Here is an 18,443-nt window from a genome sequence, read left to right on the forward strand (position 1 = left end):
CGGAGCCTCCAATTGACTAAAGGCAGGTGAGTCCATGATAGGGTATTATCTTACAGATCAGGGAAAAGTTCGAAGCCACAACGAAGATGCAGGCGGTGTCTTCCGTAACGAAGCCGGTCAGATACTGGCTGTTGTGGCAGATGGTATGGGTGGTCATCAAGCAGGGGATGTGGCCAGTCAGATGGCAACGTCCCACTTACATAATAAATGGCAGCAGATGGACCAGCTAACCACCCCGGAAGATGCTGAAAATTGGATCAGAGAAGCTGTGCGTGCAGCAAATAATGAAATTAAAGCGTATGCTAATGAGCATGAGGAATGCGCAGGCATGGGAACGACAATTGTTGCAGCTGTCTGTACGGAACAATTCACATCCATCGGACACATCGGGGACAGCCGATGTTACTTTGCTAACACTTATGGGTTTAAACCCGTGACTGAAGACCATTCTTTAGTGAACGAGCTCGTCAGATCTGGTCAGATAACAGAAGAAGAAGCAGAACAGCACCCCAGGAGAAATGTTCTTTTAAAGGCATTAGGCACAGAATTTGACTTGACCGCGGATGTCGTAACAATGGAATTTGAGCCAGATGACCGTCTTCTCTTATGTACAGATGGTTTAACGAATAAAGTAAGCGACGAAGAGCTTAGTGAAATTAAATATTATGAGGGAGAATGGGAATCGTTTACTGAAAAACTCATTCACCTTGCAAATGAGCGCGGGGGAGAAGACAACATTACGCTTGCCGTTGTTCATTATGAGAAGCCTTTACATGAGAAAGAAGGTGTAGATTAATGCTCAATGACCGTCTCCTTAATGACCGTTATCGCGTACAAGAGATGATCGGTGGTGGCGGCATGGCAAACGTATACGTTGCTTATGATACGATATTGGATCGTGATGTTGCCATCAAGGTCTTAAGACTTGAACATGGAAATGACGAGGAGTTCATTGCTCGTTTCCATAGGGAGGCGCAGTCTGCCACCAGCCTTTCCCACCCAAACATCGTCAATATTTATGATGTTGGAGAAGAAGATGATTTATATTATATGGTGATGGAATACGTCCATGGGATGACATTGAAGCAGTACATTCAACAGCACAGCCCCGTGGATGTTTCAGAGGCTGTCGACATTATGCGTCAGGTTACTTCAGCGATTGCTCATGCCCATGACAATGAAATTGTGCATAGAGATATCAAGCCGCAAAATATCCTCATCGATCACTATGGACATGTAAAAGTGACAGACTTTGGGATTGCAATGGCTTTAAGTGCCACGGCATTAACCCAGACCAATTCGGTTTTAGGATCGGTCCATTACCTTTCCCCTGAACAAGCACGCGGGGGAATGGCTACAAAAAAATCAGACGTGTATTCTCTTGGTATTGTCTTTTTCGAGCTCCTTACAGGGAGGCTTCCTTTCTCGGGAGAATCACCTGTCTCGATTGCGTTAAAACACTTACAACATGAAACACCCTCTTTGAAACGGTGGTCTCCGGACCTCCCTCAGAGTGTTGAAAATGTGGTGTTAAAGTCTACAGCCAAAGATCCCTTTCATCGATACCCTTCCGTTTTTGATATGGAACAGGATATAGAAACATCTTTGGAGCCTTACCGGATGGACGAAGCACCATTTCAACTGCCTGAAGACAATGATGAAGATAAAACAAAAGCCATTCCTGTGATTACAAATGAAGTCTACGGGGAAGTTACGGAAGAAAATACAATTATTCATACAGGTGACCATAAGACGTTTACTCAACCAAACACACAGTCACAACCTAAAAAAGAAGAAACGCCGGTTAAAAAGAAAAAGAAGGTCTGGCCCTGGATTCTATCTTTTCTTGTCCTCCTCCTTGTGGGGGGAGGCATAGCGCTCTTTACCATTCCTGGAATCATTCAACCGGCCGATGTGGATATCCCACGTGATATCCCTGGTATGGAATACGAAGAAGCGTATAGTGAATTAAGTGACTTAAATTTAAATGTGAAGCGGGAACCGCAGTATTCAGACGAAGTGGATGAGGGACTGGTTATCGGAACAGATCCTGAGCCGGGCATGACGGTAAAAGAAGAATCGACTGTTACCATTTTTACAAGCCAGGGGAAAGAAACAGAAGAGTTTGCGGATTATCTTGGCCAGGATTATGAACAGGTAGAGGAAGAGTTGGAGAACAAAGGGTATACAAAGATTGAGCGTATTCCTGTCTCAAGCGACAGACCTGCGGGAGAAATTGTCGCTCAGCTGTCCCCCACACCTGGAACGGATGTGGTTCCAGAAGAGGAGCAAGTTATTTTCCGGGTAAGTACAGGTCCACCGACGATCAGCCTAGCCCGTTTAGATCGGATGACGTTAGATCGGGCAAGCCGTTATCTTGAAGACAGAAACTTAAATATGGAACAGACAGAAAAATTCTCTGATTCGGTACCTCAAGGAGAAGTAATCAGTCAGGATCCAGAAGCATTTACGGAGGTCAAGGAAGGATCGACCGTTACGATTACAGTTTCCAAAGGACCGAAAGCGAAGCCGCCTAGAGAAGAAACGCTGTCCATTGAAGTTCCTTTTGACGAAGAAGCGGAATCGGCAGAACAGCAGGTGCTCATTTATGTGGATGATTACAACAATGATATGGAAACACCGGTCGTAGAAGAAACGATTACAGAAACGACGACGTTCCCCGTTCCAGTGACCATCGAAGAAGGTGGAGAAGCAAGCTATAGAGTTCAGAGAGGTGACGAAGTAATTGATGAAGGAAAGGTCCCTTATTAAGAAGGTGAATGCATGGCGTTAGGAAAGATAATCAAATCACTCAGCGGTTTTTACTATGTTTATTCCGATGGAGAAGTGTATCAGTGCAGAGGACGGGGCAACTTCCGTAAAAGGAAAATTTCTCCACTCGTCGGCGATCTTGTGGAATTTAAGGCCGACAACTTAGAAGAAGGGTATATTCTTTCGATTGAAGATCGGAAGAATGAACTCGTACGACCGCCGATCGCGAATGTTGATCAGGCATTAATTGTAACTTCGGCTGTCCATCCCGACTTCAATGCCCTTTTGCTCGACCGTTTTTTAGTGCTTGTGGAAGAGAAGCGCATTGAGCCGTTTATTGTTATTTCTAAAATGGATCAAGTCGATGATGAGCGCAGGAAGGCGATGGAAGCTTACAAAGATCAATATGAAAAGATCGGCTATTCCGTAATTCTTTCCTCTGTGAACGATTCCGAATCCATGGACTTAATCCAGTCCCACTTAGCTGATCGAACGACTGTAATTGCCGGGCAATCCGGGGTTGGAAAGTCTTCCATGTTGAATTCTATAGACCCGCGTCTGTCTATTGATACTGATGAAATATCCGAAAGTCTGGGCCGCGGAAAACATACGACACGTCATGTCGAGCTATATGAAATTTCCGATGGACTTGTAGCAGATACACCCGGGTTCAGCTCTCTGGAATTTGGCGAATTGGAACAGGAGCAGCTTCCTGAATGCTTCCCGGAATTTGTAGAAGTCCAGAATGATTGCAAATTTAGAGGCTGCCTTCACCATAAGGAACCTAAGTGTGCCGTTAAAAAAGCGGTGGAAGACGGAGAGATTGCTAAGAAGCGTTATGATCATTACTTACAGTTTCTGAATGAAATACAGACTAGAAAGCCGAGGTATTAATTATGGTTAAAATAGCTCCTTCCATTTTAGCCTCTGATTTTTCAAAATTAGGGGAAGAAATTAAAGATGTCGATAAAGGTGGAGCGGACTATATTCATGTAGACGTTATGGACGGACATTTCGTTCCTAACATCACAATTGGTCCGCTGATTGTGGATGCAGTTCGTCCTATAACGAGGCTGCCTCTTGATGTCCATCTTATGATTGAGAATCCGGATCAGTATATCGAAGCTTTTGCTGAAGCAGGGGCAGATATTATTACAGTCCACCAGGAAGCATGTCCCCACCTGCATCGTACGCTTCAACTTATTAAGAGTCATGGTGTAAAGGCAGGAGTGGTCATTAATCCAGGTACACCACCTGAAATGATCCGCCCAATTCTTAATGAAGTTGATCTCGTTCTACTAATGACAGTTAATCCAGGGTTCGGCGGGCAGTCCTTTATCTCTTCGGTTGTACCGAAAATCGAAAAAATTGCCCAATGGCGAAACGAAGAAAATCTGTCTTTCGAGATTGAAGTCGACGGCGGTGTCAATAAAGAAACTGCTTCTATTTGTACACAAGCTGGTGCCGATGTACTGGTAGCAGGTAGTGCTGTCTTCAATAAGTCAGACCGGAAAGAAGCAATGGATGAGATTCGTGCCTCTTTGTAAGACAGGGAAACAAGAACAAAAAGCTCAGAGGATGGTGACAGCCATGCACTCTGAGCTTTTTCTTTAGAAAGGATGATAGCCGTGAGGAAGATTGCCATTGTTGGAGGCGGACCGAAAGAATACATTCCTGATTTAGTGCCCTACAATAAAGAAAATTATCTATGGATAGGGGCCGATCAGGGGGCAGAGGTATTAATAGAAAACGGCATAGCACCTGACTTAGCCATAGGTGATTTTGACTCCGTCACAGAAGCCTCGTTTGCAAAAATTAAGGAACAGGCAGAAAGAGTGGTTACCTATCCCGATGAAAAAGACGAGACCGACTTGGAGTTAGCCGTAAATGAGGCACTGGAAAGAGAAGCTCAGCATATCCTATTATTCGGAGTGACAGGGGGAAGAATGGATCACTCCCAGGCGAACATACAGCTTCTTTATCCTCTTATGCAAAGAAAGGTGAAAGGGACGGTCATTGACCGGCAGAACCAAGTGGAAATAGTCACTCATGGAGAACATACCATCAAAGCGGATGAGCAATATCCTTATATTTCTTTTTTACCGGTAACGCTGGATGTTAAGGATCTTACTCTTCATGGGTTTTATTATCCCCTGCAAAGAGCTTATCTTCCTTTTGGCTCCACCTTGTGCATTTCAAATCGACTGATTGAAGATACGGGTACTTTTTCTTTTGAGTCAGGCATACTCTTAGTAATAAGAAGTACAGACTTGAATGAATAAAGGATGAAGAAGGGAGTTCGCATTAGTTCACATAGGAGGAGGGGGCTCTTTGAAGTTTTATACGATCAAACTCCCACGGTTCGTTGGGGGTATAGTGCGCGCAGTCATAAGTACTTTTAAAAAAGATTAGGAAAATGCAGCCGTGCTTTCCCTGAGAAGGGGAGGAATCAGGTGAGGCTTGAGATTCAGTCTCCTGGTGAAAGCGAACCTTCACAGGGAATGGCGCGAAAGCTTGGCACTAGGGCTTTAATACTCATTGTATACAAAAAAAGCACCCGGAATTCCGGGTGCTTTTTTGAGAGCATTTACGCTCTTTAGTGAACATTATACGCGTTGTACTTTGCCAGACTTAAGTTCACGTGCTGTAACGTAAGCTTTTTGAGGCTTACCATCCACAAGGATGCGAACTTTTTGTACATTTGCTTTAAATTTACGTTTATTAGCGTTCATCGCGTGTGAACGGTGGTTACCTGAACGTGTACCTTTTCCAGATACTACACTTCTTCGTGCCATGAAAATCCCTCCTGTTACATACATAAATCATCAGATACTTAGTAACTTTATCATACAGACTGGTTGTTTGCAATAATCTCAGCACAATTATATCAAGAATTTTTTCTTGACAGATAGAATGAATTGTTACACAGTATAATAGGGATATCCGGCTCATTTTCTTATCTTGAACGAGAAATTCATAAGCTCATCTTGTGTTATAATAAGGAGAGAAAATGAGGAATATAAAGGAGGATCTATATGTCCGTTGATTTAAATAATAAATATGGCCATATAACTATAAGCAATGATGTCATTTCAACAATTGCCGGAGGAGCAGCCGTAGAATGCTACGGAATTGTCGGCATGGCCTCTAAAAATCAGATTCGCGACGGCCTATCTGAAATGCTCCGCAAAGAGAATTTTTCAAGAGGCGTTGTTGTCAGACAGGATGAAGATCGCCTCCATATTGATATGTATATTATTGTGAGCTACGGGACGAAGATTTCAGAAGTTGCTCATAATGTTCAATCACAAGTGAAATACACATTAAACAAAACAGTCGGATTGTCCGTTGATTCTGTAAATATCTTTATTCAGGGAGTCCGCGTGACAAGCGAGTAGGGTGCGGTTGTAGTCAAAGGAGGAAGTAACGTGACGTTACAAAAGTTAGACGGCAAAACATTAGCCGAGATGATTTTACAAGGAGCTCATCATTTGAACAAGAATTCTCAAATGATTGATGCATTAAATGTTTTCCCTGTCCCGGATGGAGATACTGGTACAAATATGAATTTGTCCATGACATCTGGTGCCGAAGAAGTGAAAACAGTAGACCAAAACCATGCAGGTGAGGTCGCTAAATCCCTTTCCAAGGGTCTGTTAATGGGGGCACGTGGAAATTCGGGTGTGATCCTTTCTCAGATTTTCCGTGGTTTTTCTAAGGCTGTGGAAGAGAAGGAAGTTCTAACGACGAAGGACTTTTCTGATGCTTTACAGGGAGGAGTCACAACGGCTTATAAAGCAGTTATGAAGCCTGTAGAAGGCACGATTCTGACCGTTGCAAGAGAAGCGGCTGAAGCATCCGTTGAGCTTGCAGAAAATGAAAGTGATTTCATTCCGTTCATTGAAGGAGTCGTAGAAGCTGCGAAAAAATCCTTGAAAGGAACACCGGACCTGCTTCCTGTTCTTAAAGAAGTAGGCGTGGTCGACAGCGGCGGACAAGGTCTTGTGACGATCTATGAAGGTTTTCTTGCTAATCTAAAAGGTGAAGAGCTTCCTGATATTGACGAAACGGTCTCCATGGATGAGATGGTCAGTGCTGAACACCATAAATTAGCTCAGGATTTCATGAACACAGAAGATATTGAATTTGGCTATTGTACCGAGTTCATGGTTAAATTTGAAGAAGATAAGCTGAAAGAAAACCCTTATGATGAAGAGGCTTTTCGTAACCAGCTGAGTGAAATCGGGGATTCACTTCTCGTCGTTTCCGATGAAGATCTGATAAAAGTTCATGTGCATGCGGAGTATCCGGGTAAAGCCATGACGCTTGGCCAGAAATATGGCAGCTTGATCAATATGAAAATTGAAAATATGCGTGAACAACATACATCCATTGTCGGAGATAAGAAGAAAGCCAAGCCGAAGAGTGAAGAGAAGGCTCCTTACGGCATTGTAACGGTCAGCATGGGTGATGGGATTAAGAAACTGTTTGAAAGTCTTGGAGCGACCGTTGTCATTCAAGGGGGACAGACGATGAACCCTAGTACTCAGGACTTGTCTGAGGCTATTAAAGAAGCACATGCAGAGCGTGTTTTCCTTCTTCCTAACAATAAGAACATCATCATGGCAGCAGAACAGGCGGCAGAAATTGCTGAAGTGGAAGTGGCTGTGATCCCAACTAAAACCATTCCTCAAGGGATGAGTGCGCTGCTTGGATTTAACCCGGAAGCAGACCTTGAAACAAATAAAGAGGAAATGAGTAACCTGATGTCTGAAGTGAAGACAGGTCAGATCACATATGCTGTCAGAGATACACAAATTGATGGCTTAAACATTGAAAAAGACCACTTCATGGGAATCGCTGAGGGCAAAATATCTGCTACAGATAAAGACGCCTTAACGACGGCAAAAACACTGTTGAATCAAATGATTGATGAAGATGAAGATGAAATCCTGACCATTCTTACAGGTGAAGGCGTTGACGAAAGCGACGTCTCTGAATTGGAAAGTTTTATCGAAGAGACATTTGAAGATTTAGAGATTGAAATCCACAAGGGTGGACAACCAATCTATGCCTACATCTTCTCTATTGAATAAAAATCTGAAGCAGCCCTTTTTTGAGGGCTGCTTTTTTTATGCCTGATTGCGGATTGCAGCTGTGCGGGTCATTTTTATATAGTTTCGTACAGAAAAGATGAGTGCTGCAATATACCCGGACAGGAATAGCGAGTAGATCAGAAAGAGCGCTGTTCCATTCAACCCGGTATACATAAGCAGGGTTCTCAGGTTTGTTAAAATAATAAACCCTCCAGCAGCTACACCAAGGACAAGAGAAGGCATAATTTTAACAAGCCACGCAGCTATCGGGGCTGCAATGACACCCCCGATAACAAAAGAAAAAACGAGCAGCCAGCTGAACTGTTCCCATCCCAGGAAAATGAAGAAGCCAAGGGTTGCAGATAAGGTTACGATAAATTCACTTGTGTCTACGGTTCCAATGACTTTTCTTGGAGCAATTCCCTCGTTTGAAAGAAGGACAGGTGTATTGACCGGCCCCCATCCTCCGCCTCCAATAGCATCAAGGAATCCACCTGCAAACCCAAGCGGGTAAATAAACCGCTTCTTGAAAGGCTTTCTTTTTGCAGGTTTGCGATGACCCTGATTCAAATATAGAAAGCGGAAAACGATATATACGCCCAATCCTAATAAGAACACAGATATGTAGGGGCGTATGAAATCACCTGAAATCCTACTTAATAATGCCGCACCTAAGAAAGCACTGACTGCTCCTGGAAGGGCAAGTGTCAGAACGAGGCGTTTATCAACGTTTCCAAATTTATAATGGGAAAATCCTGAAGCAGCAGTTGTCGCAATTTGTGAAAAATGAATGGAGGCTGAAGCGACGGCAGGCGACAGTCCATAGGCAAGTAATATAGAGGAAGAACTCAGCCCAAACCCCATTCCTAATGCTCCATCCATAAGCTGGGCAAAGAATCCGACCAATGCGAAAAGTAATAACTTTTTCAAACGAAACCTCTCCTTTTTCTATTAAACATATGAGTTTACTTGGTTTTAGGTGAAAAGAGGTTTCTAAATAATGAATAAAAAAACCTCTTCAAGGAGAAGAGGTTTTATCTTCTCCTTATCTCTCAGAACGTAGTCTGCTGGAATGAGCACCTTTAAACAGGTTGCTGCGGGATCATAAGACCAGATTCCTCCCCCGGCTCTTTATAAGGATGTGTATGTATGAATTTATATTATTCAAAGCTAAAGGACCTCAGAACATTTGTCAAGAGATGACAAAAAGAAGTAACAGAAAAGTTGTAATATTTAGAAAGGGTGTTGACATATCCTTAAAACAGGAATAATATTTGTATCAATTAGTTTTTTCAGAAAACTTCAGCAGCTTTTTCTTATCTAGAGAGGTGGAGGGACTGGCCCTTGGAAGCCTCGGCAACGGATCTCATGATACTGTGCCAATTCCAGCGAGTGCAGGAGCACTTGGAAAGATAAGAAGATGGTTCTTTACTTTGACTAGTAAATACCTTTCTTCTTATCCAAGATGAAAGGTATTTTTGTTTGATTTTGAGAAAGGAGGGGCCCATGAATACTAAGCCGACATATGAACATTTCACCGGTGATCCCTTTGAAAAGGAACAGCCGAAGGACGAAACAAAGGGAGCCTTTCGAGTTATTGAGTGGGCTTATAAACAATATGGCTCTGATATTGTGTATGCCTGCAGCTTTGGAGCAGAGGGAATCGTTCTGATTGATCTGATCTCCAAGGTGAAGCCGGATGCTGACGTCGTATTTTTAGATACAGATCTGCATTTTCAAGAGACCTATGACTTAATTGAAAAAGTGAAAAAGAGATACCCGAAACTACGAATTCATATGAAAAAACCTGATCTGACCCTGGAACAACAGTCGGAACAATATGGCTCTGCCCTATGGAAACGAAAGCCGGACCAGTGCTGCGCCATTCGTAAAATTAAACCACTTGAAGATGCACTTGCTGGTGCTGTCGCCTGGATTTCCGGGCTCAGGCGTGAACAATCACTAAGTAGAAGCCATACCAACTTTGTCAATAAGGATGAACGCTTCCATTCTGTTAAAGTATGTCCACTTATTTACTGGACATGGGAAGACGTATGGGATTATATCCGACTAAATAGCTTGGATTACAATGAATTGCACGATCAAGGGTATCCGAGCGTTGGGTGTATCCCATGTACAGCTAAAGCCGTCGGTGATGACCGGTCCGGAAGATGGCAGGGATTTAACAAAACAGAATGCGGCCTGCACACACCGCGATCAGACGATCAATAATTGAGGAGGAATACACATGTCTATTATCCAGCCACATGGAGGAACATTAATTAACCGATTCAAAAAAAATACTTTAAAGGAGCTTCCTGCTGACAAAATTGAACTCGATTCCATGGCTCTAAGTGATATTGATTTGATTGCCAACGGGGCTTATAGTCCGCTCGAAGGATTTTTGAACCAGGAAGATTACGAGGCCGTTGTAAATGGACTTCGTTTAAAGGATGGAACACCATGGAGTATTCCGATTACCCTGCCGGTCAGCGCTGAACAGGCAGGGACACTGGGAGAAAAAGCTCAGCTTGTTCATAACGGAACATTATACGGTGTCATCACGATTACTGATATTTTCAAACCGGAAAAAGAAAAAGAAGCAGAAAAAGTGTATTTGACAACGGATCCTGCCCACCCCGGGGTGAAAAAGTTATTGGATCGTCCAGATCATTATGTCGGAGGAAAGATTGAAGTTTTTCAAAGACCTCCTAGAGAACATGGTGATCAATATTACCTGGATCCGGTTGAATCAAGGGCGCATTTTCAGGAGTTAGGCTGGAAAAAGGTTGTAGGATTTCAGACGAGAAATCCTGTACATAGGGCTCATGAATACATCCAGAAAGCCGCGCTTGAAACGGTTGACGGGCTATTCTTAAATCCACTGGTTGGAGAGACAAAGAGTGACGACATCCCAAGTGATGTGCGAATGAAGAGCTACCGGGTATTGCTCGACAATTATTATCCCAAGGACCGTGTAACACTTGCTGTTTTCAATGCAGCTATGCGCTATGCAGGTCCGAGAGAGGCCATTTTCCATGCAATTGTAAGGAAGAATTTCGGGTGTTCACATTTTATTGTCGGCCGCGATCATGCCGGTGTCGGTAATTATTATGGAACGTACGATGCACAGAAGATTTTCAGCGAATTTGATGAAGAGGAATTAGAGATTACTCCTTTATTCTTTGAACACAGTTTTTACTGCAATGCCTGTGAAGCCATGGCTTCTCATAAAACGTGTCCACATGAGAAGGAAAATCACGTCATCTTATCGGGAACGAAAGTACGGGAACTCCTTCGTAAAGGTGAAAAGCCACCTAAAACCTTCAGTCGACCGGAAGTTGTCGACATACTCATTGAAGGCATGCAGGAGCAGGCGGAAGTGAAAGGGTGAAGAACATGTCAACGAATATAACCTGGCACAATACAACAGTTGAAAAAGGCGATTATCGAAAGAAGAATGGTCATCACAGCGGCGTTCTATGGTTTACCGGATTGTCTGGATCCGGTAAATCAAGCATTGCCAACCAGCTGAATAAGCTTCTTTATGAAAAAGGAGTCCAGACCTATCTGCTGGACGGTGATAATGTACGTCACGGACTCAATCATGATTTAGGATTTAATGAAGCAGACAGAAAAGAAAACATCCGGCGCATTGGCGAGGTTGCCAAATTGTTTGCTGACAGCGGAACAATCGTCCTAACAGCTTTTATTTCTCCATATCAGGAAGACCGGGACGGTGTAAGAGCATTACTTGGAGAAAATGAATTCCTGGAAATCCATGTAGATTGTCCGTTAAGCGCTTGTGAAAAACGCGATCCTAAAGGGTTATATAAAAAAGCAAGGGCTGGAGAAATAAAAGGATTCACAGGCATCGATGCCCCTTATGAGTCCCCGGATAAACCAGAGGCGGTTGTGAAATCCGATCAGTTCAATGTCCAGGAATGTGCAGAACAGATCCTGACACTCCTGGAAGATAAAAACTGGATTAAAGGAAAGGAGGGCGCATAAATGTCGAAAGTCTATATTGTCGGCGCAGGGCCTGGAGATTATGACTTAATAACGGTGAAAGGATTAAAGTCAATTCAGAAAGCAGACGTCATCCTGTACGACCGCTTAATTAATCAGGAACTGCTTGACGAAGCAAAAGAGGGAGCAGAACTCATTTTCTGTGGCAAACGTCCAGATCATCATGCATTATCCCAGTCGACAATCAATCACCTGCTTTGTAAATATGCACTGCAGGGCAAGGTAGTGACGAGGTTAAAAGGCGGTGATCCATTCGTATTTGGACGCGGAGGCGAAGAAGCTGAAGAACTTACCAAACGCGCCATTCCTTATGAAATCGTTCCAGGGATAACTTCAGGAATCGCAGCACCGGCGTATGCGGGTATTCCTGTCACTCATAGAGAATACAGTTCTTCTGTTGCTTTTATTTCTGGTGTAAGCAGACAGGGCGCTGATGAAGAAGCCTATTGGGAACGTGTTGTGAAAAGTATGGATACCTTATGCATCTATATGGGCGTCCGGAAACTTCCGGAAATATGTGAAAGGCTCATTAAGTACGGCCGTTCGATCGATACTCCAATTGCCCTTGTACAATCTGGTACGACTCCTGACCAAAAAACAGTCACGGGTACAATCGACACCATCATTGAGAGATCAAAAGATATTCAAAATCCGGCTATGATTATTGTAGGCGATGTCGTTCAATTAAGAGATAAACTACAGTGGTTTGAACATTCAGTAGATATAAAACAAGAGACAGTTCAATCTGTTGTCGGCTGAAGATAGGAGGGATAAGGATGGAAGCTGTTTTATATATCAGTCATGGAAGCCGGAAAAAGGAAGCGGCTTCTGAAGCTGTCCAATTTCTTCAGTCTGTTCATCAAAAGATCAACAGCACTGATTTCGAAATCTGCTTTTTAGAACTTGCCAGACCGGATGTATTGGAGGGAGTTGAACGTTTAGTAAAACGAGGTGCTGATCAGATTGTTGTGCAGCCTGTGCTCCTTTTAAGTGCCGGTCATTACTTTAAAGATATCCCGGATGAGCTTGCGAAAGCGAAGTCGCGTTATCCAGACGTCCATTTTTACTATGGTAAGCCGCTTGGCGTTCAGGACCGTATCGTGGATGTGCTTGTCGATCGAATTCACGAGAGCGGTGCTGCACTTGATGAAGACACTCACCTGCTGCTTGTAGGCAGAGGCAGCCGTCACCCTGATACGAAAAGATCTATGGAAACAATTGCTGATAGACTAGGTGAAAAAACAGCCCATTCTAATATAAGTGTCTGTTATTTAGCTGCTTTAGACCCCCGTTTTGATGAAGGTCTTCAACACTCTTTACAAAAATCCCAAAAGACAGTCATTGTTCCTTATTTATGGTTTACAGGACTTTTGGTAGATTCAATAGATCGAAAAGTGGAGACTGCCAGGCAGAACGGTCATGATGTTCGGGTTGTTCATTACTTAAATGATCATCCTCATATGATTGAAGCGGTGGCTGATGAAGTAAAGGAAGCGATCAAAAAAGAACCTCTGCTGTTTGAGAGGCACTCCTTATGATTTCCCTTAACGTTCAGTTGAAGGGGAGAAAAGTTGTTGTCGCAGGCGGTGGCCTTGTGGCGACAAGGAGAGTAAGGAAACTGCTGGATGAAGAAGCTTGTATCACCGTAGTCAGCCCTGAACTCACGGAGGAATTAAAAGAGATGGCAGGGCAGTCAAAGATTAAATGGAAACAAAGAGCATTTACTTCGGGCGATGTAAAAGAAGCCTTTCTCGTCGTTATTGCAACGAATGATGCAGAAGCAAATGAAAATATTGCTTCCTACAGTGTGGATGTACCTCTTGTAAACAGGGCGGATGGCGGGGAAGGTAATGTACAATTCCCTGCACAAGTGGAAAGGGGAATGCTGAAATTTTCTGTAACTACCTCAGGGGCAAGTCCGAAATTAACGCGTAAGATCAAGCGGGACCTGGAAGCACTCTATCCACCGGAGTATGAAGCTTATGTTGATTTTTTATATGAAGCAAGAAAAGTTTTGAAACAAAAAGGGTTGTCAGAGGAAGTGCAGATGAAGTATTTGAAAGACCTCCTCGAAGATCGATTCAAAGATGCAGGTGAACAAAAGAACATGTTGGAAGAAATACATAGAGCAGGAGAGGAGCGGTCGAGTGGCAGGGTTAGAAAATAAAAGAATTGGTATTGCTGCAGACCGCAGATCAGATGCCATATCAAACCTCGTAAAAAATATGGGGGGTCACCCTTACAATTTTCCGATTCAGGGAAGGCAGGTGTTAAATGAATCCCTTTGCGCACAAAACGTTACTGACTATTTAAAAGAAACGTTCGAGTGGGTTATCTTAACGACAGGCATTGGAGCGAGAACACTTGATCATGCAGCGAAAGAAAAAGAAGTGCGTGACTCATTTATTCATAAACTGGCAGCGGAAAAACTGGCAGTACGTGGTTCAAAGACGATCGATTGGCTGAAAGAAAATGACCTGAAGCCGGTTTTAACTGCTGAGGATGGAACGATGAGTAATTTGTTCACCCATATGAAGACTGCTTGTACAGAAGGCCATTCGAGAGTCTTTCTACAGGCCTATAACCAGGATGATGAATTACTGAAGGTCACTTTAGAAAAACTTGGATACTCTGTTTATTTATCAAAACCTTATGCGTTTCATCCCCCTGAATCAGAATATGTTGACGGGTTGAAGAAGAGCATTCTTTTATCTGAAGTAGATGCGGTAGTTTTCACAAGTAAAACCCAGGTAATAAACCTTTTCAAAGAGGAAAAGGAAAAAATAACTGAAGCCTTTAATCGAGATGTATTGGCGGTTGCTGTTGGAAAAGTCACCGCAAAAGAATTGGAAAATCAGGGGATTGTAACGGTTCTTCAACCGGAAAAGCCGAAGATGGGCGCTATGATCGTAACGCTCGATCGTTATTATCAGACTCAGACGGCCGTTACCTTGAAAGGGGAAGAATGATGGAGGTGGAAACGATGCATTTAAATGTTGGGAATAGTCCGTTTAATCCGAAACAGGCAGACCTGTTGAATCAACTATTATCATCAATGGATCATCATCAGAAAATATGGTTGAGCGGATATTTAGCTGCCTCTCAAACGACGGCTGCGCCAACGGATGATACAAAGAAGGAAGTGCAGGGTGGTGTGGAGGAGCCGGCAGCTTCGCGGCAGATTACCATTCTGTACGGGTCACATACAGGAAATTGCGAGACACTGGCTGAAGAATATACAGAAAAGCTGAAAAAGCAGGGGTTCCAAGTCAAACTTCATGACATGGATGAGTATAAGCCGAAGTCATTGAAGGATGAAGAGGACCTGCTTATTTTAACAAGTACACACGGGGATGGAGACCCACCAGATAATGCCTTGTCTTTTTATGACTTTCTATTCAGCAAACGGGCACCTAAGTTAGAAAATGTACGGTTTTCTGTGCTCGCTCTTGGAGATCGCTCCTATGAATTTTTCTGTCAGACAGGTAAGGAAATAGATGAAAGACTGGAAGAATTAGGTGCTGAGCGGCTATACCCAAGGGTGGATTGTGACTTAGACTTTGATGACGATGCCGAAATATGGTGGAAAGGTGTTACCGATAAGCTTGAGAGTAGTCAAAACAAGCGCACGGAAACGACAGCATCAACGTCTCTTCAGGGAGCGGACCGCCCTGTGTATTCAAAAAAAGCACCTTTTCAGGCGGAAGTCCTTGAAAACATCAATCTGAACGGGAAGGGTTCCAACAAGGAAACCAGACATCTTGAAATTGATTTAGAAGGCTCAAACTTAACCTATGAACCTGGAGACAGTCTTGGCATTTATCCGAAAAATGAAGAAACGCTGGTGGATGAATTAATTAAGGAAATGAACTGGGATCCTGAACTGTCAATCACTGTGAATAAGGAAGGGGAAGTTCGAGCATTAAGAGAAGCGTTAATCTCCCATTATGAAATCACGGTGTTGACTAAGCCTTTATTGGAGAAGCTTGCTGCTTTTACAAAGGATTCCTCCCTGAAAGACCTATTAGAATCGCAGGAACAGGTGAAGACGTATATTTATGGAAGAGACTTGCTTGATTTTGTGAAAGATTTTGGTCCCTGGGAGGCAGGGGAAGAGGAGTTTATAGGTGCGTTAAGGAAGATCCCCGCTCGACTATACTCCATCGCCAGTAGTTTAAGAGCAAATCCGGAAGAAGTTCATCTGACCATAGGTACGGTCCGTTATGACAGCTACGGCAGAAAACGCACAGGGGTTTGTTCCGGTCAATGTGCTGAAAGGACAGAAGCAGGAGACCAGCTTTCTGTTTATGTACAGAAAAACTCAAGCTTTAAACTACCCCAGGATCAAGACGCTCCCATCATTATGATCGGAGCAGGAACAGGTATCGCTCCTTATCGTGCATTCCTGGAAGAAAGAGAAGAGAATGAAGCAGCTGGAAAGTCCTGGCTTTTCTTTGGTGAACAACATTTTGTCACAGATTTTCTCTATCAAATTGAATGGCAGAAATGGTTGAAAGAAGGCGTGTTGAGCAGGATGGACGTTGCTTTTTCCAGGGATACAGATGAAAAGGTGTATGTTCAGCACCGAATGATGGAAAAAAGTAAAGAACTCTTCGAATGGATTCAATCAGGAGCCTACATTTATGTGTGCGGCGACGAGAAGTATATGGCAAAAGATGTTCAGGATACTTTACTTACCATTCTCAAAAATGAAGGAAATCTTTCAAATGAAGAAGCAGAAGCTTATCTAACAGACCTAAGAAAAAACAAGCGCTATCAACGTGATGTGTACTAAAGAGAGAAAGGGAGAGGATTTCGTTGGCTGATCATAAGACATTGAAACCAGAAGGACCTCCAGATGAAATGGAAAGAATTAAAGAGGAAAGCCGCTATTTAAGAGGTTCTCTTGTTGAGAGTTTTCAAGACCCCATCACAGCTAGTATACCAGATGAAGATACGAAGCTGCTTAAGTTCCATGGCAGTTACATGCAGGATGATAGAGACTTACGCAACGAGAGAAAAAAGCAAAAATTGGAACCTGCCTATCAGTTTATGGTGCGGGTACGTCTTCCGGGGGGAGTTGCGACACCGGAACAATGGCTGACGATGGATTCTCTAGCTGATCAATACGGGAATGGAACACTTAAACTTACGACAAGACAAACCTTTCAGATGCATGGAATTTTAAAGTGGAATATGAAAAAGAGCATTCAAAAGATGGATGAAGCTTTGATGGATTCGATTGCTGCCTGCGGAGATGTCAATCGTAATGTTATGTCAAATGTGAATCCTGATCAATCCGCCCTTCATGCTGAAGTATACGAATGGTCGAAAAAGATTAGTGAACATCTCCTTCCTAAGACACGCGCCTACCATGAAATATGGCTGGATGAAGAAAAAGTCGTGGATGGCAAGGAAGATGAACCGATATACGGACCTCTTTATTTACCACGGAAATTTAAGATTGGAGTAGCGATCCCTCCATCCAATGATGTGGATGTCTTCTCCCAGGATCTCGGTTTTATCGCTATTTTCGAAGGGAAGGAATTGCTGGGATTCAATGTAGCTGTCGGCGGTGGTATGGGAATGACTCATGGAGACACGAATACTTATCCCCAGCTTTCAAGAGTCATCGGTTTTACACCGGTTGACCGTGTGACGGAGGTGGCGGAGAAGATTGTTACGATACAGCGTGACTACGGAAACCGGTCCAATCGTAAGAACGCCCGCTTCAAATATACAGTCGATCGTCTTGGGGTAGATTATGTATTACAGGAATTAAACACTCGTCTGGGCTGGGATCTGGAATCCTCCCGTGCGTACCAGTTTGAACATAATGGAGATCGATACGGGTGGACACAGGGGGAGGATGGCAATTGGCACCATACCTTCTTTATCCAGAATGGAAGAATAAAAGATCAAGAGAACTATCTTTTGAAAGAAGGGTTAAAGAAGATTGCAGAGGTTCATAAAGGTGAATTCAGACTTACTCCGAACCAAAATGTCATCGTTTCAAAAGTAAAAGAAGAAGATAAAGCGGAAATTCAGGCCATTATCTCAAAATACAGTCTATCCGATGGACAACAGAATTCGGCATTAAGGCGGAATTCGATGGCTTGTGTAGCTTTTCCAACTTGCGGGCTGGCCATGGCGGAATCAGAGAGATACCTTCCTACCCTTATAGATAAACTCGAAGAGATCCTTGATGAAGCGGGTTTATCTGATGATGAAATTATTATCCGTATGTCGGGATGTCCAAACGGATGCTCACGTCCTGCTCTTGGAGAAATTGGTTTTATAGGGAAAGCTCCAGGTAAGTACAACATGTATCTTGGTGCGGGATTCACTGGTGACCGATTAAACAAGCTTTATCGGGAAAACATTGGGGAAAACGAGATTTTAAATGAATTGAAACCTATGCTTTTTCACTATGCTAAAGATAGAGAAGAGGAAGAGAAGTTCGGAGATTTTGTCATACGTACAGGATACGTCCAGGCTGTACCATCTGGACAGGAGTTCCACAGCTGAGATCAGTTTCACCATTCT

The 18,443-nt window shown here is 43.3% G+C and carries 19 protein-coding genes and 2 riboswitches; of the genes, 17 read left to right on the forward strand and 2 right to left on the reverse strand.

Annotated features, from left to right (window positions below; all coding sequences use genetic code 11):
- Positions 1–34: 34 nt before the first annotated feature.
- The 6 genes from LC036_RS04120 to spoVM all read left to right on the forward strand — a co-directional run bounded on the left by LC036_RS04120 (position 35) and on the right by spoVM (position 5,184).
- Entirely contained in the window at positions 35–796 is a 762-nt protein-coding gene (locus tag LC036_RS04120) for a Stp1/IreP family PP2C-type Ser/Thr phosphatase (protein WP_226578610.1), read from the forward strand.
- Positions 796–2,772 carry a Stk1 family PASTA domain-containing Ser/Thr kinase gene (gene pknB, locus LC036_RS04125; protein WP_226578613.1) on the forward strand — a complete coding sequence of 659 codons (1,977 nt, stop codon included), beginning with the start codon at positions 796–798 and terminating at the stop codon, positions 2,770–2,772. Before LC036_RS04120 ends, pknB begins: the two co-directional genes overlap by 1 nt.
- 12 nt (positions 2,773–2,784) lie before the next feature.
- On the forward strand, positions 2,785–3,666 hold the full coding sequence (gene rsgA, locus LC036_RS04130) for a ribosome small subunit-dependent GTPase A (RefSeq protein WP_226578615.1): 882 nt from the start codon (positions 2,785–2,787) through the stop codon (positions 3,664–3,666).
- A gap of 2 nt (positions 3,667–3,668) precedes the next feature.
- On the forward strand, positions 3,669–4,319 hold the full coding sequence (gene rpe, locus LC036_RS04135) for a ribulose-phosphate 3-epimerase (protein WP_226578618.1): 651 nt from the start codon (positions 3,669–3,671) through the stop codon (positions 4,317–4,319).
- Between the two features lie 81 nt (positions 4,320–4,400).
- A complete protein-coding gene (locus tag LC036_RS04140) occupies positions 4,401–5,054 on the forward strand; it encodes a thiamine diphosphokinase (RefSeq protein WP_226578620.1) in 654 nt (217 codons plus the stop codon).
- 49 nt (positions 5,055–5,103) lie between these two features.
- Positions 5,104–5,184 (forward strand): stage V sporulation protein SpoVM, encoded by an 81-nt coding sequence (gene spoVM / locus LC036_RS04145; protein WP_035531293.1) that lies wholly within the window; start codon positions 5,104–5,106, stop codon positions 5,182–5,184.
- A gap of 194 nt (positions 5,185–5,378) precedes the next feature.
- Here the strand turns inward: spoVM and rpmB are convergent, their stop codons facing one another.
- Positions 5,379–5,567, reverse strand: a complete 189-nt coding sequence (gene rpmB / locus LC036_RS04150) for a 50S ribosomal protein L28 (RefSeq protein ID WP_226578622.1) — start codon at positions 5,565–5,567, stop codon at positions 5,379–5,381.
- A gap of 240 nt (positions 5,568–5,807) precedes the next feature.
- Here rpmB and LC036_RS04155 point away from each other — a divergent pair, with 240 nt between their 5' ends.
- Both LC036_RS04155 and LC036_RS04160 read left to right on the forward strand, forming a co-directional pair.
- Positions 5,808–6,170 (forward strand): Asp23/Gls24 family envelope stress response protein, encoded by a 363-nt coding sequence (locus LC036_RS04155; protein ID WP_226578624.1) that lies wholly within the window; start codon positions 5,808–5,810, stop codon positions 6,168–6,170.
- 30 nt (positions 6,171–6,200) lie between these two features.
- Positions 6,201–7,868, forward strand: coding sequence for a DAK2 domain-containing protein (locus LC036_RS04160; protein WP_226578626.1), 1,668 nt, complete (start codon positions 6,201–6,203; stop codon positions 7,866–7,868).
- A 36-nt stretch (positions 7,869–7,904) separates the two neighbouring features.
- Here LC036_RS04160 and LC036_RS04165 read toward each other — a convergent pair whose 3' ends face one another.
- Positions 7,905–8,798, reverse strand: coding sequence for a sulfite exporter TauE/SafE family protein (locus LC036_RS04165; protein ID WP_226578628.1), 894 nt, complete (start codon positions 8,796–8,798; stop codon positions 7,905–7,907).
- Positions 8,799–8,910: 112 nt separating this feature from the next.
- A riboswitch (SAM riboswitch) is annotated at positions 8,911–9,008 on the reverse strand.
- Positions 9,009–9,181: 173 nt separating this feature from the next.
- A riboswitch (SAM riboswitch) is annotated at positions 9,182–9,287 on the forward strand.
- Between the two features lie 87 nt (positions 9,288–9,374).
- Between LC036_RS04165 and LC036_RS04170 the strand changes: the two genes are divergently transcribed.
- The 9 genes from LC036_RS04170 (at position 9,375) to cysI (ending at position 18,425) form a co-directional block, all read left to right on the forward strand.
- Positions 9,375–10,100, forward strand: a complete 726-nt coding sequence (locus LC036_RS04170; protein ID WP_226578631.1) for a phosphoadenylyl-sulfate reductase — start codon at positions 9,375–9,377, stop codon at positions 10,098–10,100.
- Between the two features lie 16 nt (positions 10,101–10,116).
- Positions 10,117–11,262 (forward strand): sulfate adenylyltransferase, encoded by a 1,146-nt coding sequence (gene sat, locus LC036_RS04175; protein WP_226578633.1) that lies wholly within the window; start codon positions 10,117–10,119, stop codon positions 11,260–11,262.
- Between the two features lie 5 nt (positions 11,263–11,267).
- Positions 11,268–11,879: an adenylyl-sulfate kinase gene (gene cysC, locus LC036_RS04180; RefSeq protein ID WP_226578636.1), complete on the forward strand. Its 612-nt coding sequence runs from the start codon at positions 11,268–11,270 to the stop codon at positions 11,877–11,879.
- Positions 11,880–12,656, forward strand: coding sequence for a uroporphyrinogen-III C-methyltransferase (gene cobA / locus LC036_RS04185; RefSeq protein WP_226578639.1), 777 nt, complete (start codon positions 11,880–11,882; stop codon positions 12,654–12,656).
- A 17-nt stretch (positions 12,657–12,673) separates the two neighbouring features.
- Positions 12,674–13,435: a sirohydrochlorin chelatase gene (locus LC036_RS04190; RefSeq protein ID WP_226578642.1), complete on the forward strand. Its 762-nt coding sequence runs from the start codon at positions 12,674–12,676 to the stop codon at positions 13,433–13,435.
- Positions 13,432–14,064 (forward strand): NAD(P)-binding protein, encoded by a 633-nt coding sequence (locus tag LC036_RS04195; protein WP_226578644.1) that lies wholly within the window; start codon positions 13,432–13,434, stop codon positions 14,062–14,064. Before LC036_RS04190 ends, LC036_RS04195 begins: the two co-directional genes overlap by 4 nt.
- Complete coding sequence (locus tag LC036_RS04200) at positions 14,045–14,866, forward strand: uroporphyrinogen-III synthase (RefSeq protein WP_226578647.1); 822 nt, start codon at positions 14,045–14,047, stop codon at positions 14,864–14,866. The genes LC036_RS04195 and LC036_RS04200 overlap by 20 nt, the downstream gene beginning before the upstream one ends.
- A 14-nt stretch (positions 14,867–14,880) precedes the next feature.
- On the forward strand, positions 14,881–16,692 hold the full coding sequence (locus tag LC036_RS04205) for an assimilatory sulfite reductase (NADPH) flavoprotein subunit (RefSeq protein ID WP_226578650.1): 1,812 nt from the start codon (positions 14,881–14,883) through the stop codon (positions 16,690–16,692).
- Between the two features lie 68 nt (positions 16,693–16,760).
- A complete protein-coding gene (gene cysI / locus LC036_RS04210) occupies positions 16,761–18,425 on the forward strand; it encodes an assimilatory sulfite reductase (NADPH) hemoprotein subunit (RefSeq protein ID WP_413229849.1) in 1,665 nt (554 codons plus the stop codon).
- Positions 18,426–18,443: the final 18 nt, after the last annotated feature.

The sequence above is a fragment of the Halobacillus litoralis genome (assembly GCF_020524025.1).
In the GTDB taxonomy this organism is placed as follows: domain Bacteria; phylum Bacillota; class Bacilli; order Bacillales; family Halobacillaceae; genus Halobacillus; species Halobacillus litoralis_D.

Excerpts from the sequence above, each read along its gene's own strand:
- LC036_RS04120 (WP_226578610.1), top strand. The coding sequence starts at position 35 with ATGATAGGGTATTATCTTACAGATCAGGGAAAAGTTCGAAGCCACAAC.
- pknB (WP_226578613.1), top strand. The coding sequence starts at position 796 with ATGCTCAATGACCGTCTCCTTAATGACCGTTATCGCGTACAAGAGATG.
- rsgA (WP_226578615.1), top strand. The coding sequence starts at position 2,785 with ATGGCGTTAGGAAAGATAATCAAATCACTCAGCGGTTTTTACTATGTT.
- rpe (WP_226578618.1), top strand. The coding sequence starts at position 3,669 with ATGGTTAAAATAGCTCCTTCCATTTTAGCCTCTGATTTTTCAAAATTA.
- rpmB (WP_226578622.1), bottom strand. The coding sequence starts at position 5,567 with ATGGCACGAAGAAGTGTAGTATCTGGAAAAGGTACACGTTCAGGTAAC.
- LC036_RS04155 (WP_226578624.1), top strand. The coding sequence starts at position 5,808 with ATGTCCGTTGATTTAAATAATAAATATGGCCATATAACTATAAGCAAT.
- LC036_RS04170 (WP_226578631.1), top strand. The coding sequence starts at position 9,375 with ATGAATACTAAGCCGACATATGAACATTTCACCGGTGATCCCTTTGAA.
- sat (WP_226578633.1), top strand. The coding sequence starts at position 10,117 with ATGTCTATTATCCAGCCACATGGAGGAACATTAATTAACCGATTCAAA.
- cysC (WP_226578636.1), top strand. The coding sequence starts at position 11,268 with ATGTCAACGAATATAACCTGGCACAATACAACAGTTGAAAAAGGCGAT.
- cobA (WP_226578639.1), top strand. The coding sequence starts at position 11,880 with ATGTCGAAAGTCTATATTGTCGGCGCAGGGCCTGGAGATTATGACTTA.
- LC036_RS04190 (WP_226578642.1), top strand. The coding sequence starts at position 12,674 with ATGGAAGCTGTTTTATATATCAGTCATGGAAGCCGGAAAAAGGAAGCG.
- LC036_RS04195 (WP_226578644.1), top strand. The coding sequence starts at position 13,432 with ATGATTTCCCTTAACGTTCAGTTGAAGGGGAGAAAAGTTGTTGTCGCA.
- LC036_RS04205 (WP_226578650.1), top strand. The coding sequence starts at position 14,881 with ATGCATTTAAATGTTGGGAATAGTCCGTTTAATCCGAAACAGGCAGAC.
- cysI (WP_413229849.1), top strand. The coding sequence starts at position 16,761 with ATGGAAAGAATTAAAGAGGAAAGCCGCTATTTAAGAGGTTCTCTTGTT.